The following is a 13,593-nucleotide window of genomic DNA, read 5'->3' as shown; positions in this document are numbered from 1 at the left end:
AAGCCCGATCCGCCCGGCTCAGCCCGGTCCGCCCGGCTCAGCTCCGGTCCTTCTCGCCCAGGATCTCCGCGAGGTCGTAGCGCACCGGCTCCTCCAACTGGGCGTAGGTGCAGCTCTCCGGTGTGCGGTCCGGGCGCCAGCGGCGGAAGCGGGCGGTATGCCGGAAGCGCTGCCCGTTCTCCATGTGGTCGTACGCCACCTCGGCGACCCGCTCCGGCCGGAGCGGCACCCAGGACAGGTCCTTCTTTCCGGACCACCGGCTCGGCGCGCCGGGCAGCCGGGCCGTCTCATGGGCGGCCTCCTCCGACCAGGCCGCCCACGGGTGCCCGGCCACGTCCGCCATGCGCAGCGGCTCCAGCTCCTCGACCAGTTCGGCCCGCTTCTTCATGGCGAAGGCGGCCGACACCCCCACATGCTGGAGCTGCCCCCGCTCGTCGTACAGGCCGAGCAGCAGTGAGCCCACCACCGGGCCGCTCTTGTGGAACCGGTACCCGGCCACGACGACATCCGCCGTCCGCTCGTGCTTGACCTTGAACATGACCCGCTCGTCCTGCCGGTAGCGCAGATCGAGCGGTTTGGCGACGACTCCGTCGAGGCCTGCGCCCTCGTAGTGCTCGAACCACTGCCGCGCCACCTCGCTGTCCGTCGTCGCGGGCGCCACATGCACCGGCGGTGTGGCGTCGGCGAGCGCCCGTTCCAGCAGGGCCCTGCGGTCGGTCAGCGGGACGTCGAGCAGGGACTGGTCGTCCAGGGCGAGCAGGTCGAAGGCGACGAAGGACGCCGGGGTCTTCTCCGCCAGCATCCGCACCCGGGAGTCGGCGGGATGGATCCGCTCGGCCAGCGCGTCGAAGTCCAGATGGCCCTCCCGCGCGATCACGATCTCCCCGTCCAGCACGCACCGCTCGGGCACCCGCTCCTTCAGCGCCGCCACCAGCTCCGGAAAGTACCTGGTCAACGGCTTACCGGTACGACTGCCCAGCTCTACCTCGGCCCCGTCCCGGAACACGATCGAACGGAACCCGTCCCACTTCGCCTCGTAGTGCATCCCCGGAGGGATCTTCGCCACCGACTTGGCGAGCATGGGCTTGACAGGCGGCATGACGGGGAGATCCATGGATTCGATTCTGCTCGCATACGCCGCGTGCCGCCCGGTGTGCGAGCCGTGCGGGGTGCGCCTACCGTGGCCGCATGGGTGATGCGGTGGAACTGGAGGTGGACGGCCGGACCGTACGGCTGTCCAGCCCGGGCAAGGTCTTCTTCCCGGAGCGGGGCTTCACCAAGCTGGACCTCGCGCAGTACTACGTCGCCGTAGGCCCCGGCATCCTGCGCGCGCTGCGCAACCGCCCCACCACGCTGGAGCGCTACCCGGACGGCGTGGGCGGCGAGTGGTTCTTCCAGAAGCGGGCCCCGAAGGGCATGCCCGACTGGATCCCGACCGCCCACATCACCTTCCCCAGCGGCCGCAGCGCCGACGAGATGTGCCCCACCGAACAGGCCGCCGTCGTGTGGGCAGCCCAGTACGGCACGCTCACCTTCCACCCCTGGCCGGTGCGGGCCACGGACGTCGACCGCCCGGACGAACTGCGCATCGACCTCGATCCGCAGCCCGGCACCGACTACGACGACGCGGCCCGCGCCGCCCATGAACTGCGCGCCGTCCTCGACGAGTTCGGCGGGCTGCGCGGCTGGCCGAAGACCTCCGGCGGCCGGGGTCTGCATGTCTTCGTCCCGATCGAACCGCGCTGGACCTTCACCCAGGTGCGCCGCGCCGCGATCGCCGTCGGCCGGGAGATGGAACGCCGCATGCCCGACCATGTGACGATCAAGTGGTGGAAGGAGGAACGGGGCCGCCGCATCTTCCTGGACTACAACCAGACGGCTCGCGACCGCACCATCGCCTCCGCCTACTCCGTACGCCCCCGCCCGAACGCCACCGTCTCGGCACCCCTGCGCTGGGAGGAGGTCGGCGTGGCCCGCCCCGCCGACTTCGACCTCGCCACCATGCCGGCCCGCTTCGCCGAACTCGGCGACGTGCACTCCGACATGGACGAGCACGCCTACTCCCTGGACGCCCTGCTTGAGCTGGCCCGCCGCGACGAACACGACCACGGCCTGGGCGATCTGCCGTACCCGCCGGAGTACCCGAAGATGCCCGGCGAACCCAAACGCGTCCAGCCGAGCCGGGCCCGGCAGGAGCCGATGCCCTGAGAGCAGTGCGCGGACCATACCTTGTCCTCCCCCCATGGTCCACCGTGGCGCCCGTCCGCCACTGATCACAGCATGCACCACGTCACTGACAACGGCCCCGGACCAGGGGATCATGCCGCGATGACCCGTGTCCTGACCCGAAGTGACCTGGAGGCCGTGCTGGAGCCCGCGGCCTGTCTCGCCGCGCTCCGTGACGGCTTCCGCACGGCCGGCGCCACCTCCGTACCCGGCCAACGGGTCCGTACCGACCTGCCGTTCCCCGGTACCGCCACCGCGCTCATTCCCGGTCTGCTGCCCGGCGTCGAGGCCTACACCGTGAAGGTCAACGCCAAGTTTCCCGGCGCCCGGCCCGCCCTGCGCGGTGTGATCTGCCTGCACGGCGGCGCGGACGGCGAACTGCTCGCCCTGCTGGACTCGGCGACCGTCACGGCTTGGCGGACCGGGCTGGCCGCCGCCCTCGGCACCGCGCTCCTGGCCCCGGCCGACCACGGTGTGCTCGGTGTGATCGGCGCCGGTGCGCAGGCCGAGTTGACGCTGCGCGGGCTGGCGATCGAGCGCCCGCCCGGCCGGCTCGTCGTGCACGACACCGACTCCGGCCGGGCCGCCGCCTTCGCCGCCCGGCACGGCGGACGGGTGCTGGACTCGGCCGGCGCGGTGGCCGGGGCCGCGGACACCGTCCTGCTCGCGACCTGGTCGCGGGCCCCGCTGCTCGCCCTCGCGGACACCCGTGCCGGACAGCACTTCACGAGCCTCGGCACCGACGAGCCCGGCAAGCGGGAACTCGCCCCGGACCTGCTGGACGCCGCGCTCCTCGTCGTGGACGACATCGAACTCGCCGTGCATATGGGCGCGCTGGCCGCGCCCGGGCTCGCCCGGACCACCGCTGACGCCACCCTCACCGATGTCCTGCGCGGCGCGCATCCCGGCCGCACCGCGGCCCGGCAGCGCACGGTGTACGCCCCTGTCGGGCTGCCCTGGCAGGACCTCGCCCTCGCCTGGCTCGCCTGGCGGGAGGCGGAACGCCGAGGTGTGGGCGCGACGATCGACCTGCTGAAGTGAGCCGCGGCGCGGTTATCCTGGCCGGCAACCGCCGATGAGGAGTCCCGAAGTGGCCGAGGGAGTGTCGCGTCCCACGCTGGAGGCCGTGGCCGCGCGCGCCGGTGTGTCCCGGGCCACCGTCTCGCGGGTGGTCAACGGCGGCGACGGGGTGCGCGAACCCTTGGCCGAGCGCGTCCGGCAGGCCGTGGCAGAGCTGGGTTACGTCCCCAACCAGGCGGCGCGCAGCCTCGTCACCAAGCGGCACGACGCCGTCGCGGTCGTCATCGCCGAGCCCGAGACCAGGGTCTTCGCCGACCCCTTCTTCGCCCTGCAGTTGCGCGGCATCAGCAAGGAACTGACCGCACACGACAACCAGTTGGTGCTGCTGCTCACCGAGGGCCGCGACGATCACACGCGGGTGGCCCGATATCTCTCCGGGGGCCATGTCGACGGCGCGCTGGTCTTCTCCCTGCATCTCGACGACCCGTTGCCCGGCCTCATCCACGACGCCGGCGTGCCCACCGTGTTCGGCGGACGGCCCGGCTGGGGCGACGAGGTCCGCGCGGCCGGCCCCACTCGCTCCACGGTGAAGGACCCGGGCGTGGTGTACGTCGACTGCGACAACCGGGGCGGGGCGCGCGCGGCCGTACGGCATCTGGTGGATCTCGGCCGCAGACGCATCGCGCATCTCACCGGCGTCCTGGACCAGACGTCGGCGGTGGACCGTCTCGACGGCTACCGGGACGTCATGGCCGAGGTGCCGGGCGGCGAAGATCCCCGGCTGGTGGTGGAGAGCGACTTCACCCCGGCCGGCGGCGAACGCGCCATGCGCGAACTCCTCGACCGCTGCCCGGACGTGGACGCCGTGTTCGCCGCCAACGACCTGACCGCGCTGGGCGCCCTGCGCGTGCTGCGCGCGAGCGGCCGGCGGGTGCCGGAGGACGTGGCTGTGATCGGCTTCGACGACATGCTGCCCCTCGCCGAGGAGGCCGACCCGCCACTGACGACGGTCCGTCAGGACATCGAGGGGATGGGCCGCCTGATGGCCCGCCTGCTGCTGCACGGTCTGTCCGACGGCCGCGACCGGACAGACGGCCGGCATGGGGCGGACGGCCGTGATGGGGCGGACTTTCGCGACCGGATGGATGCCTGCTGCCGGTCAGGCGGCCGTGATGGGACGGACTCTCGCGACCGGACGGAAGCCCGCAACAGGACACATGCCCCCGACCGCACGCATGCCCGTGACCGGGCAGACGCCCGTGGCCGGGCAGACGCCCGCGCCCGGACCGATGGCCGCGACGGGGCCGGAACCACGGTGGACGGCGCGCCCGTCGGTGGCGTGATCCTCCCGACCACGCTGATACGACGGGCGTCCGCCTAGCCACGGCGCGGGGAGCTGTCGCCGTGTGTGCGGCTCCGGTCCGGTCGGCCGACCGGATTCAGCCCTGCGGCGCCTGGCTCTTGATCACCGCGAAGCGGGCGCCGTACGGGTCGGCGAACTTGGCCATGCGGCCGACGCCCTCCAGGGTCGTCGCCGGCATGCGCACCTTTCCGCCGAGCCGCTGCACCTTCTCCACGACCGCATCGGTGTCCTCGACCTCGAAGTACGGCAGCCAGTACGGGCTGCCCTGGGCCTCGGACGGGTCGTCGGCCAGGGGCACGATCCCGCCGAACATCGCGTCCTCGCCGCCGTCGGCCGGATTGACGCACGTGTACGTCCCGCCGGGGAACGGCACGGCGGAGGTTTCGTGGTCCAGCACCTGGTGGTAGAAGGCGGCGGCCGCCGCGATGTCCGGGGTGTACAGCTCGACCCAGCACAGGGAGCCCGGCTCGCTCGCCACGTCCACGCCCTTGGTCCGGCCCGGCTGCCAGATCCCGAAGTGCACACCAGCCTGGTCGGCGAGGACCGCCATGTGTCCCTCGCCCATGACGTCCATCGGCTGGAACAGCACGCTGCCGTGCGCCTGTTCGGCGGCCTTGGCGGTGGCCTGCGCGTCGGCGCTCTGGAAGTACACCGTCCAGGTCGGCGGGCCCTGTTCGGGGCCGGACTGCATGCCGCCCGCGACGGTCCTGCCGCCCAGCTGGAAGAACCCGTAGCCTCCTGCCTCCGGTCCCGCCGACTGGAACTGCCAGCCGAAGAGACCGCCGTAGAAGGCGACGGCGCCGTCGATGTCAGGGGTGCCGATGTCGATCCAGTTCGGAGCGCCGTTGACGAAACGGGTGGTGAGCATCTTCGCCCTCCTCGAAAGGGGTCCCGTCCTCTGCACTGCCGAGTCTGGCACCCCCCACTGACAATCGCTGCCGGAGCGCCGCGACGCGCCGGACGGATCCGCCTTCGTCCTCGGCGCTCGGGTGTGTTCATCGGGTTTTCGCCGCGCCCCGCGCGCCGCCGTGCGCCGGTGCGGTCCCGGGGAGCATCATCGGGGACGGCCGGAGGCCCTGCCGTCGGCGTTGACCCGGCGTTGATCGAACGTTTTTCGCCGCGCGGCACGATCCTTGGCATGCACTTCGACACGATCACCCCGGCCGACGACGCCTGGCAGGCACAGGCCCTGTGCGCGCAGACCGGGCCGGACTTCTTCTTCCCCGAGCCGGGCAGCTCGGTGCGCGAGGCGAAGCGTATCTGCGCCATGTGCGAGCTGCGTCCGGCCTGCCTGGACTACGCGCTGGCCAACGACGAGCGCTTCGGCGTCTGGGGCGGTCTGTCCGAGAAGGAGCGCCTCGCCCTGCGCCGCACGTCCCACTGACGTCGTCCGCCGACGCCCGCCTGCCACCCGTCCTTTCGGAAGGGCCGGCCCGGCGAGCGTCCGGCGCCGGCGTGCGTCAGGCCCCCGCCCGGGCCGCCATCCGGGCCTTGCGGGCGGCCAGCTTCTCGTCGAACTTGGCGGCCTCCGCGTCCAGGCCGCCCATGAACAGGCCTAGTTCCTCCTGCGCCTGGCGTCCCTCGGGGCCGAGGCCGTCGATCTCCATGACCTTCAGGAAGCGCAGTACGGGCTGCAGCACGTCGTCGTGGTGGATGCGCAGGTTGTACACCTCGCCGATGGCCATCTGCGCGGCGGCCCGCTCGAACCCGGGGATGCTGTGGCCGGGCATGCGGAAGTTGACCACGACGTCACGGACGGCCTGCATGGTCAGATCGGGGGCCAGTTCGAAGGCGGCCTTCAGCAGGTTGCGGTAGAAGACCATGTGCAGGTTCTCGTCGGTCGCGATGCGGGCCAGCATGCGGTCGCAGACCGGGTCGCCGGACTGGTGGCCGGTGTTGCGGTGCGAGATCCGGGTGGCGAGCTCCTGGAAGGCGACGTAGGCGATCGAGTGCAGCATCGAGTGCCGGTTGTCGGACTCGAAGCCCTCGCTCATGTGCGCCATGCGGAACTGCTCCAGCTTGTCGGGGTCCACCGCGCGCGAGGCGAGCAGATAGTCGCGCATCACGATGCCGTGCCGGCCCTCCTCGGCCGTCCAGCGGTGCACCCAGGTGCCCCAGGCGCCGTCGCGGCCGAAGAGCGTGGCGATCTCGTGGTGGTAGCTCGGCAGGTTGTCCTCGGTGAGCAGGTTGACCACGAGGGCGGTACGGCCGATCTCGGTCACCTTGGACTGGTCCTTGTCCCAGGCCTCACCGTCCTCGAACAGACCGGGGAAGTTGCGGCCGTCGCTCCAGGGCACGTACTCGTGCGGCATCCAGTCCTTGGCGATCTTCAGATGCCGGTTCAGCTCCTTCTCGACCACTTCCTCCAGCGCGAACAGCAGCCGGGCGTCGGTCCATGCGGACGGGCTGCCGAGGTGAGGGGAGGTGATCGTCACGGTAACTCCAGGGGGACGCCGAACAGCGGGGGAGGGAAAGGGGACGGTCCGGCGAGCGGGTGCCGGAAACCTACGAGATCGTAGGCTACGAAACCGTAGGTTACGAAGCCGTAGGTTAAGGCTGTCGTAAAGATCGCTGATCAGTACGCCGGACGGGGCCTCCCGCCGTGCTGCCGCGCGCCTTCGCCGGCCAGTCCCGGACGTGCCGACGGCCTGCGGACCTTGCGGATTCCGAGGCCGTCGCAGGGACGGGACCGTCCGTCAGGCGTACAGCTCCCGCAGCCGCACCGAGAGGCACGTCACACAACCCTCCAGCTTCTCGAACTCGCTGATGTCCACCGTGACCACCTCGTGGCCGAGATCGGTCAGCAGTTCCGCGGTCTTCGGCGCGCTCGCCGCCATCAGCAGCTTGTGCCCGCCGAGCAGCACCACGTGCGAGCCGGACTCCTCCGGCACCGACAGGAAGCCGGGGAACAGCGACGGCCGGTCGACCTTCGGTATGTGCCCGATCACCGTGCCGTCGGGCAGCGCGGTCACCGCGGACTTCAGGTGCAAAACCTTGCTCACGGGAACGGCCACCACGCGCGCGCCCAGCGGTTCGAAGGCGGCCCGCACCTGTTGCACACCCGCCGCGTTGGTGCGCCCGCCGCGGCCCACGTACACCGTGTCCCCGACCTTCAGGACGTCACCGCCGTCCAGCGTGCCGGGGTCCCAGATCCAGTTGACCGAGCAGCCGAGGCGGGCCACCGCCTCCTCCACGCCGACGGTCTCCAGGCGCCGGGACTCCGCGCCGGGCCGGGTGATCAACGCCACGTTCTTGTACATGACGACGGTGTCCTCGACGAACACCGAGTCCGGGCAGTCGTCCTCCGGGTCGACCTCGATCGTCTCCCAGCCGTGCGTGCGCAGGGCCTCGACATAGGCCTCCCACTGCTCGACGGCGAGCCCGACATCGACCTTCTCCCGCTCGATGTGCGTCACCAGGCCTTCGGCGAGACGGGGGCTTGGGCGGCGGACGAGGGCCTTCTTGCTGGGCACGAGGGGCCTTTCGAATCGATGGTGCGGTTTTCCGGTGCCGGTGAGACGGCACCGGTCCGCCATCATGCAATCCGCCCCGGCCACGGCAAAACCCCCGGTGTCAGGCTGTGGCCCTCCTGAGACGTCAGGTCTTATGCCGAGGCCTCGATGTCGTCCCGCGAGATCTCCTTCAGCACCCCCTCCTCCATCAGCAGCCAGCGGGTGATGCCGATCGACTCCAGGAACGGCAGGTCGTGACTGGCCACGAGCAGCGCGCCCTCGTACGACTCCAGGGCCGAGGTCAGCTGCCGCACGCTCGCCATGTCGAGATTGTTGGTCGGCTCGTCGAGCAGCAGCAGCTGGGGTGCCGGCTCGGCGAGCATCAACGCGGCCAGGGCCGCCCGGAACCGCTCGCCGCCCGACAGCGTGCCCGCCTTCTGGTCGGCCCGCGCGCCCCGGAACAGGAAGCGGGCGAGCCGCGCCCGGATCCGGTTGTTGGTGGCGTCCGGCGCGAACCGGGCCACGTTCTCGGCGACCGTCAACGCGTCGTCCAGCACGTCCAGCCGCTGGGGCAGGAAACGCAGCGGGACATGCACCCGCGCCTCGCCGGCCACCGGCGCCAGCTCTCCGGCGACGGTCCGCAGCAGCGTCGTCTTGCCGGCGCCGTTGCGGCCGACCAGCGCGACGCGCTGCGGGCCGCGCAGATCGAGGATGCCCTCCACGCGCGCGTGGTAGGCCATCTCCAGTTTCTCCAGGGTGAGCACCTGCCGGCCGGGCGGTACGGCCGTGTACGGCAGCTCCACGCGGATCTCGTCGTCGTCCCGTACCGCCTCCACCGCCTCGTCCAGGCGCTCCCGGGCCTCGGCGAGCCGCTCCTCGTGCATGATGCGGTGCTTGCCCGCCGACTCCTGGGCGGCACGTTTGCGGGCACCCATGACGATCTTCGGTTCGCGCTTGGAGTCCCACATCTTCTGCCCGTACCGGTTGCGCCGGGCCAGCTTGACCTGGGCGTCGGACAGTTCGCGCCGCTGCCTGCGCACATCGGCCTCGGCGACGCGCACCATCCGCTCGGCCGCCTCCTGCTCGACGGCCACAGCCTCCTCGTACGCCGAGAAGTTGCCGCCGAACCAGGTGACCTCGCCGGCGCGCAGTTCCGCGATCCGGTCGACCAGGTCGAGCAGTTCCCGGTCGTGGCTGACCACGACCAGGACGCCCGGCCACGCGGAGACGGCCTGGTACAGCCGCCGGCGCGCATACAGGTCCAGGTTGTTGGTGGGCTCGTCCAGCAGCAGCACGTCCGGACGGCGCAGCAGCAGTGCGGCCAGCCGCAGCAGCACCGACTCGCCGCCGGAGACCTCGCCGACCGTGCGGTCCAGGCCGATATGGCCGAGACCGAGCTCGCCGAGCGTGACCAGGGCGCGCTCCTCGACGTCCCAGTCGTCGCCGAGCGTCTCGAAGTGCTCCTCGGCGGCGTCGCCCGCCTCGATGGCGTGCAGCGCGGCCCGCCGTTCGGCGATGCCGAGGACCCGGTCGACGCGGAGCGCGGTGTCCAGGGTGACGTTCTGGGGGAGGTAGCCGACCTCTCCGGAGACCTTGACGATGCCGTCGGCCGGGGTGAGTTCGCTGGCCAGCAGCTTCAACAGGGTTGACTTCCCTGATCCGTTGATGCCGACCAGGCCGGTCCGGCCGGGCCCGAAGGCGATGTCCAGGCCGTCGAAGACGGCGGTGCCGTCGGCCCAGGTGAAGGACAGGGACGTACAGGTGAGGGAAGATGACATGAGGGCCTCGCGAGGGTTTCGTGCGGTCGGGTGGACGCATGTCGAGACACCGCGAGGCGGGAACCGAAAGGTCGTGGGGCACGAAGAGGCCACGAAAAGAGGGCCTGTGCCCGAGGACGGCTCGGACGCCGAGGTCGTACGCCGCGCACACACCTCAACCGGTGCGACGCGATGCCTCAGGACCTCAGACGAGCAACGTCCTTCTCCAATCGACGGCAACAGGACCGCTGTACACCGTAGGAGGGGGCCGGGAGGCTGTCAACGCAATTAAATGCCCGGCGAGCCGCTCGTGCTGCCCAACGCCTGGGCACGCGCGCGGAGCGCTCAGCAGGCGTCCCGCATCAGTTCGTCCAGGTCGTGGTCCAGGTTGAGCTGGAGGTGTTCGAGGCCGACGGGGACGAGCTCGTTGGTGGCCTCCAGGAAGCGCCGGATCTCACCCGAGCGCACGTGCACGATCGCGGTGCCCTCGGGGGCGTGGAACTCCAGCACGGTGCGGTCGTAGCCGTACGGCCGTACCCGGACGTCCCCGTGCCCCTCGGGCTGCTGCAGCCCGGTCGTGAGCAGATCACGGGAGAAGGTCCAGCGCACCTCGACCCCTTCGAGGGTGGCCGGGGCCGGGAAGGCCATGACGACGGCGTACGGATCGCGTCGGTCGTAGCGCAGCGTGGCGGGAATGCTCGGCATGCGCGGTGCTGCGGCGACGAGACGTGCCTCTACGGGCTGCTCGATGACGGTGGACAACGCCTTGCTCCCTCGTGACGGCTGGACTACGCCCGGGTGTGCGACACCCGGCATCGGAAGAGACGACGGATCCGGCCGATCCGTGCACAGGAATCACGAGTGACCTCGGTCACCGCGTTCATGCACGGCGCGGGCCCTCTCGTCTCCGCTTGCGGCGGAGGGGAGTTGGCCTCTGGACGGGGCCCGGACGGTGGGCTAGCTTCGCCCGCCATGAGGCGCTTGGGGAGCACGCGACGCAGAGGACGCAGGAGCAGGCTGGTGGCGGCGGGGGTGGCGTGCGGGGCGGCGCTGGCCGCGCTGACCGTGCCCGCCGCCGAGGCAGGACCCCTCGGTCAGGGGAGCCCGCACTGGGCGCCGAAGGACCCGGGCACCCCGCAGGTCCGCTTCCGTGGCCTCGCGGCCGTCGACCGGCACACCGCCTGGCTGGCCGGTACCGGCGGCACGGTGCTGCGCACCACCGACGGCGGAGCGAGCTGGCGGAACGTCTCTCCGCCGGGCGCGGCCGATCTGCAGTTCCGGGACGTCGAGGCGTTCGACGCGCGGCGCGCCGTGGTGCTGGCCATCGGCGAGGGCGAGGCGTCCCGCGTGTACCGCACCGACGACGGCGGGGCGACGTGGACGGAGTCCTTCCGCAACAGCGACCCGAAGGCGTTCTACGACTGCCTGGCGTTCTTCGACCGCCGGCACGGCCTCGCGATGAGCGACCCCGTGGACGGCAGGTTCCGCATCCTGTCCACGAGCGACGGCGGCCGCTCCTGGCGCATGCTGCCCTCGACGGGCATGCCGCCCGCCCTGGACGGTGAGGCGGGCTTCGCCGCGAGCGGCCAGTGCCTGGTCACCTCGGGCCCGAAGGACGTCTGGCTGGCCACCGGCGGCGGCGCCCACGCGCGCGTGCTGCACTCCGCCGACCGCGGACTGACCTGGACGGCCGCCGACACACCGGTCCCGGCCGGCGACCCCGCCAAGGGCGTCTTCGCGCTCGCCTTCCGCGACCGCGACCACGGTCTCGCCGTCGGCGGTGACTACCGCCCCGACCAGGCCTCGCCGCAGGCCGCCGCGGTCACCGACGACGGCGGCCGCACCTGGACCCCGGCCGCCACGTCCCCGCCCGCCTACCGCTCCGGAGCCGCCTGGCTGCCGCACAGCCGCACCGCCGCGCTCGCCGTCGGCCCCACCGGCACCGACCTCACCACCGATGCCGGCCGCACCTGGCGCACGATCGACACCGGCTCGTACGACACCGTGGACTGCACGCCCGACCTCAGCTGCTGGGCGGCCGGTGAGCAGGGGAGGGTCGCGCGGCTGGAACGCTGAAGGGAGCGGCCGGAACCGGGTACTCGGGTAGCACGGGAACCGAGACGAAGGGAGCCATCATGCCCGCCGGTTCCAGCTCCAAGCGCGAGCGTCAGTACGAGCACATCAAGAAGAGCGCGCAGGACCGGGGCGAGAGCACCGAGCGCGCCAAGGAGATCGCCTCGCGGACGGTCAACAAGGAACGCGCCCGCTCCGGCGAGTCCAAGACCGCGAGCCGCAGCTCGACGCAGGACATGTCGTCCAGCAGGCGCGGCGGCCAGCGGTCGGGCAACCGGGTCGGCTCCCAGGGCCCGACTCGCGACCAGCTGTACAACGAGGCCAAGCAGCGCGGCATCGAAGGCCGTTCGAACATGAACAAGGACCAGCTGCAGCGCGCGCTGAACGCCAAGAAGGGATGAGCAGCGACAGTCAGTCCGGCGTCTGCCGGTGGCGGGCCAGCTCCGGAGCCGTCTTCGTGGCGACGAACTCGATGATGCGATACGTGCATACTCCGCCGGTGGCGAACGGGTCGCCCGCCACGATCTCCTCGATCCGGGCGCGGTCCTCGGCGACGGCGAGGATCACCCCGCCGTCCCGGGGGTTCTTGCGCCCGGAGGCCAGGAAGAAGCCCTTCTCGTACTGCTCCTCGAGCCATGCCACATGGTCCGGCAGCAGCGCGTCGACGGCGTCGAGAGGCGCGGTGTAGGTCAGCTCCAGCACGAACATGATCGCGAGCGTACCCCCGGCTCCGACAACGGGCCGCGGGACCGTACAGTTCAGGTCACCATGACGACCGTTGGCGTACCCGCGGGCTGGCCCGCGACCGAGGAAGACGCCCGCGCGGTGCAGGACGAGCTGCGTGGGCGGGTGGTGCTCGACGAGCGCGGTCCCGAGCCGGGCGCGGGCCGGGTCACCGGGGTCGACGTCGCCTACGACGACGAGCTCGACCTCGTCGCCGCGGCGGCCGTCGTGCTGGACGCCGCCACCCTGGACGTCGTGGCCGAGGCGACGGCCGTCGGCCGCGTCTCCTTCCCGTATGTGCCGGGTCTTCTCGCCTTCCGCGAGATCCCGGCCGTCCGGGCCGCCCTGGACCGGCTGCCGTGCCCGCCGGGCCTGGTCGTGTGCGACGGCTACGGCCTGGCCCATCCGCGCCGCTTCGGCCTCGCGAGCCACCTCGGCGTGCTCACCGGCCTGCCGGTCATCGGCGTCGCCAAGAGCCCGTTCACCTTCACGTACGACGATCCGGAGCAGGCGCGCGGCGCTTCCGCTCCGCTGCTCGCGGGGGACGAGGAGGTCGGGCGCGCCCTGCGCACCCGTGACGACGTCAAACCGGTCTTCGTCTCCGTCGGCCACCGGGTGAGCCTGGACAACGCCGTGGCCCACACGCTGGCCCTGACCCCGCGCTACCGGCTGCCGGAGACCACGCGCCGGGCCGACGCCCTGTGCCGCCGCGCGCTGCGGGAGGCGGCGCAGGGCGCCGGAGGCGGTGCTCAGGAACCCACGACGCGCCAGGCGCCGACCTCCTGATACGTCGAGTCGTGGACGGCCGAGCCGTCTCCCGGTTCCAGGGCGTAATGGTGGAGGTTCCCGCCCCAGTAGCGCAGGATGCGCCCCAGCTCACCGGCGCGGTCCTGCGCCGACGCAGCCTCGTCCACGGTCACTTCGAGCACGAACCTCATGCCTCTGGCGCCTCCTTCGGCTCCGCGTCCCGGGCCTCCAT

General features: G+C 71.8%; 14 protein-coding genes and 1 pseudogene. 7 read left to right on the top strand and 8 right to left on the bottom strand.

All coding sequences use genetic code 11. The features are described 5' to 3' along the window. Positions 1 to 37 precede the first annotated feature (37 nt). Positions 38 to 1,114, bottom strand: a complete 1,077-nt coding sequence (locus tag ACWCQS_RS36060) for an ATP-dependent DNA ligase (RefSeq protein WP_451008381.1) — start codon at positions 1,112 to 1,114, stop codon at positions 38 to 40. A 74-nt stretch (positions 1,115 to 1,188) separates the two neighbouring features. Between ACWCQS_RS36060 and ligD the strand changes: the two genes are divergently transcribed. The 3 genes and pseudogenes from ligD to ACWCQS_RS36045 all read left to right on the top strand — a co-directional run. Next, entirely contained in the window at positions 1,189 to 2,208 is a 1,020-nt protein-coding gene (gene ligD / locus ACWCQS_RS36055) for a non-homologous end-joining DNA ligase (protein WP_451008380.1), read from the top strand. A 120-nt stretch (positions 2,209 to 2,328) separates the two neighbouring features. Beyond that, the gene (locus ACWCQS_RS36050) at positions 2,329 to 3,267 is read left to right on the top strand and encodes an ornithine cyclodeaminase family protein (RefSeq protein ID WP_451008379.1); all 939 of its coding nucleotides are present in this window, start codon (positions 2,329 to 2,331) and stop codon (positions 3,265 to 3,267) included. Between the two features lie 49 nt (positions 3,268 to 3,316). Further along, positions 3,317 to 4,351 (top strand): annotated as a pseudogene (locus tag ACWCQS_RS36045) (LacI family DNA-binding transcriptional regulator); the annotation flags it as partial. A gap of 334 nt (positions 4,352 to 4,685) precedes the next feature. Here the strand turns inward: ACWCQS_RS36045 and ACWCQS_RS36040 are convergent. Next, positions 4,686 to 5,477 (bottom strand): VOC family protein, encoded by a 792-nt coding sequence (locus tag ACWCQS_RS36040; protein ID WP_450984563.1) that lies wholly within the window; start codon positions 5,475 to 5,477, stop codon positions 4,686 to 4,688. A gap of 270 nt (positions 5,478 to 5,747) precedes the next feature. Here ACWCQS_RS36040 and ACWCQS_RS36035 point away from each other — a divergent pair, with 270 nt between their 5' ends. Continuing rightward, the gene (locus ACWCQS_RS36035; protein WP_388626981.1) at positions 5,748 to 5,993 is read left to right on the top strand and encodes a WhiB family transcriptional regulator; all 246 of its coding nucleotides are present in this window, start codon (positions 5,748 to 5,750) and stop codon (positions 5,991 to 5,993) included. Between the two features lie 76 nt (positions 5,994 to 6,069). Here the strand turns inward: ACWCQS_RS36035 and ACWCQS_RS36030 are convergent, their stop codons facing one another. The 4 genes from ACWCQS_RS36030 to ACWCQS_RS36015 all read right to left on the bottom strand — a co-directional run bounded on the left by ACWCQS_RS36030 (position 6,070) and on the right by ACWCQS_RS36015 (position 10,580). After that, positions 6,070 to 7,044, bottom strand: coding sequence for an acyl-ACP desaturase (locus tag ACWCQS_RS36030; RefSeq protein WP_451008378.1), 975 nt, complete (start codon positions 7,042 to 7,044; stop codon positions 6,070 to 6,072). A gap of 261 nt (positions 7,045 to 7,305) precedes the next feature. Further along, on the bottom strand, positions 7,306 to 8,082 hold the full coding sequence (gene ddaH, locus ACWCQS_RS36025) for a dimethylargininase (protein WP_451008377.1): 777 nt from the start codon (positions 8,080 to 8,082) through the stop codon (positions 7,306 to 7,308). Positions 8,083 to 8,213: 131 nt separating this feature from the next. Then, positions 8,214 to 9,839, bottom strand: coding sequence for an ABC-F family ATP-binding cassette domain-containing protein (locus ACWCQS_RS36020; RefSeq protein WP_451008376.1), 1,626 nt, complete (start codon positions 9,837 to 9,839; stop codon positions 8,214 to 8,216). 324 nt (positions 9,840 to 10,163) lie between these two features. Next, positions 10,164 to 10,580 (bottom strand): SsgA family sporulation/cell division regulator, encoded by a 417-nt coding sequence (locus ACWCQS_RS36015; protein WP_451008375.1) that lies wholly within the window; start codon positions 10,578 to 10,580, stop codon positions 10,164 to 10,166. A gap of 210 nt (positions 10,581 to 10,790) precedes the next feature. Here ACWCQS_RS36015 and ACWCQS_RS36010 point away from each other — a divergent pair, with 210 nt between their 5' ends. Both ACWCQS_RS36010 and ACWCQS_RS36005 read left to right on the top strand, forming a co-directional pair. Continuing rightward, entirely contained in the window at positions 10,791 to 11,894 is a 1,104-nt protein-coding gene (locus ACWCQS_RS36010; RefSeq protein WP_451008374.1) for a WD40/YVTN/BNR-like repeat-containing protein, read from the top strand. Between the two features lie 59 nt (positions 11,895 to 11,953). After that, on the top strand, positions 11,954 to 12,292 hold the full coding sequence (locus tag ACWCQS_RS36005) for a plasmid stabilization protein (RefSeq protein ID WP_451008373.1): 339 nt from the start codon (positions 11,954 to 11,956) through the stop codon (positions 12,290 to 12,292). Positions 12,293 to 12,302: 10 nt separating this feature from the next. Here ACWCQS_RS36005 and ACWCQS_RS36000 read toward each other — a convergent pair whose 3' ends face one another. Continuing rightward, positions 12,303 to 12,599: a YciI family protein gene (locus ACWCQS_RS36000; RefSeq protein WP_451008372.1), complete on the bottom strand. Its 297-nt coding sequence runs from the start codon at positions 12,597 to 12,599 to the stop codon at positions 12,303 to 12,305. A gap of 60 nt (positions 12,600 to 12,659) precedes the next feature. On the opposite strand from ACWCQS_RS36000, the gene ACWCQS_RS35995 reads away from it, so the two are divergent. After that, positions 12,660 to 13,400 (top strand): endonuclease V, encoded by a 741-nt coding sequence (locus ACWCQS_RS35995; protein ID WP_451008371.1) that lies wholly within the window; start codon positions 12,660 to 12,662, stop codon positions 13,398 to 13,400. Here ACWCQS_RS35995 and ACWCQS_RS35990 read toward each other — a convergent pair. Then, positions 13,364 to 13,552, bottom strand: coding sequence for a hypothetical protein (locus tag ACWCQS_RS35990; protein WP_451008370.1), 189 nt, complete (start codon positions 13,550 to 13,552; stop codon positions 13,364 to 13,366). The genes ACWCQS_RS35995 and ACWCQS_RS35990 overlap by 37 nt on opposite strands. Positions 13,553 to 13,593 lie beyond the last annotated feature (41 nt).

Source organism: Streptomyces sp. NPDC002076, from assembly GCF_053593835.1.
Note: the sequence above shows the minus strand (reverse complement) of the source record. Positions and strands in the feature narration are given on the sequence as shown.

Coding starts and splice junctions, on each gene's coding strand:
- ACWCQS_RS36050 (WP_451008379.1), top strand. CDS start 2,329: ATGACCCGTGTCCTGACCCGAAGTGACCTGGAGGCCGTGCTGGAGCCC.
- ACWCQS_RS36040 (WP_450984563.1), bottom strand. CDS start 5,477: ATGCTCACCACCCGTTTCGTCAACGGCGCTCCGAACTGGATCGACATC.
- ACWCQS_RS36035 (WP_388626981.1), top strand. CDS start 5,748: ATGCACTTCGACACGATCACCCCGGCCGACGACGCCTGGCAGGCACAG.
- ACWCQS_RS36000 (WP_451008372.1), bottom strand. CDS start 12,599: ATGTTCGTGCTGGAGCTGACCTACACCGCGCCTCTCGACGCCGTCGAC.
- ACWCQS_RS36060 (WP_451008381.1), bottom strand. CDS start 1,114: ATGGATCTCCCCGTCATGCCGCCTGTCAAGCCCATGCTCGCCAAGTCG.
- ACWCQS_RS36010 (WP_451008374.1), top strand. CDS start 10,791: ATGAGGCGCTTGGGGAGCACGCGACGCAGAGGACGCAGGAGCAGGCTG.
- ligD (WP_451008380.1), top strand. CDS start 1,189: ATGGGTGATGCGGTGGAACTGGAGGTGGACGGCCGGACCGTACGGCTG.
- ACWCQS_RS35990 (WP_451008370.1), bottom strand. CDS start 13,552: ATGAGGTTCGTGCTCGAAGTGACCGTGGACGAGGCTGCGTCGGCGCAG.
- ACWCQS_RS35995 (WP_451008371.1), top strand. CDS start 12,660: ATGACGACCGTTGGCGTACCCGCGGGCTGGCCCGCGACCGAGGAAGAC.
- ACWCQS_RS36020 (WP_451008376.1), bottom strand. CDS start 9,839: ATGTCATCTTCCCTCACCTGTACGTCCCTGTCCTTCACCTGGGCCGAC.
- ACWCQS_RS36005 (WP_451008373.1), top strand. CDS start 11,954: ATGCCCGCCGGTTCCAGCTCCAAGCGCGAGCGTCAGTACGAGCACATC.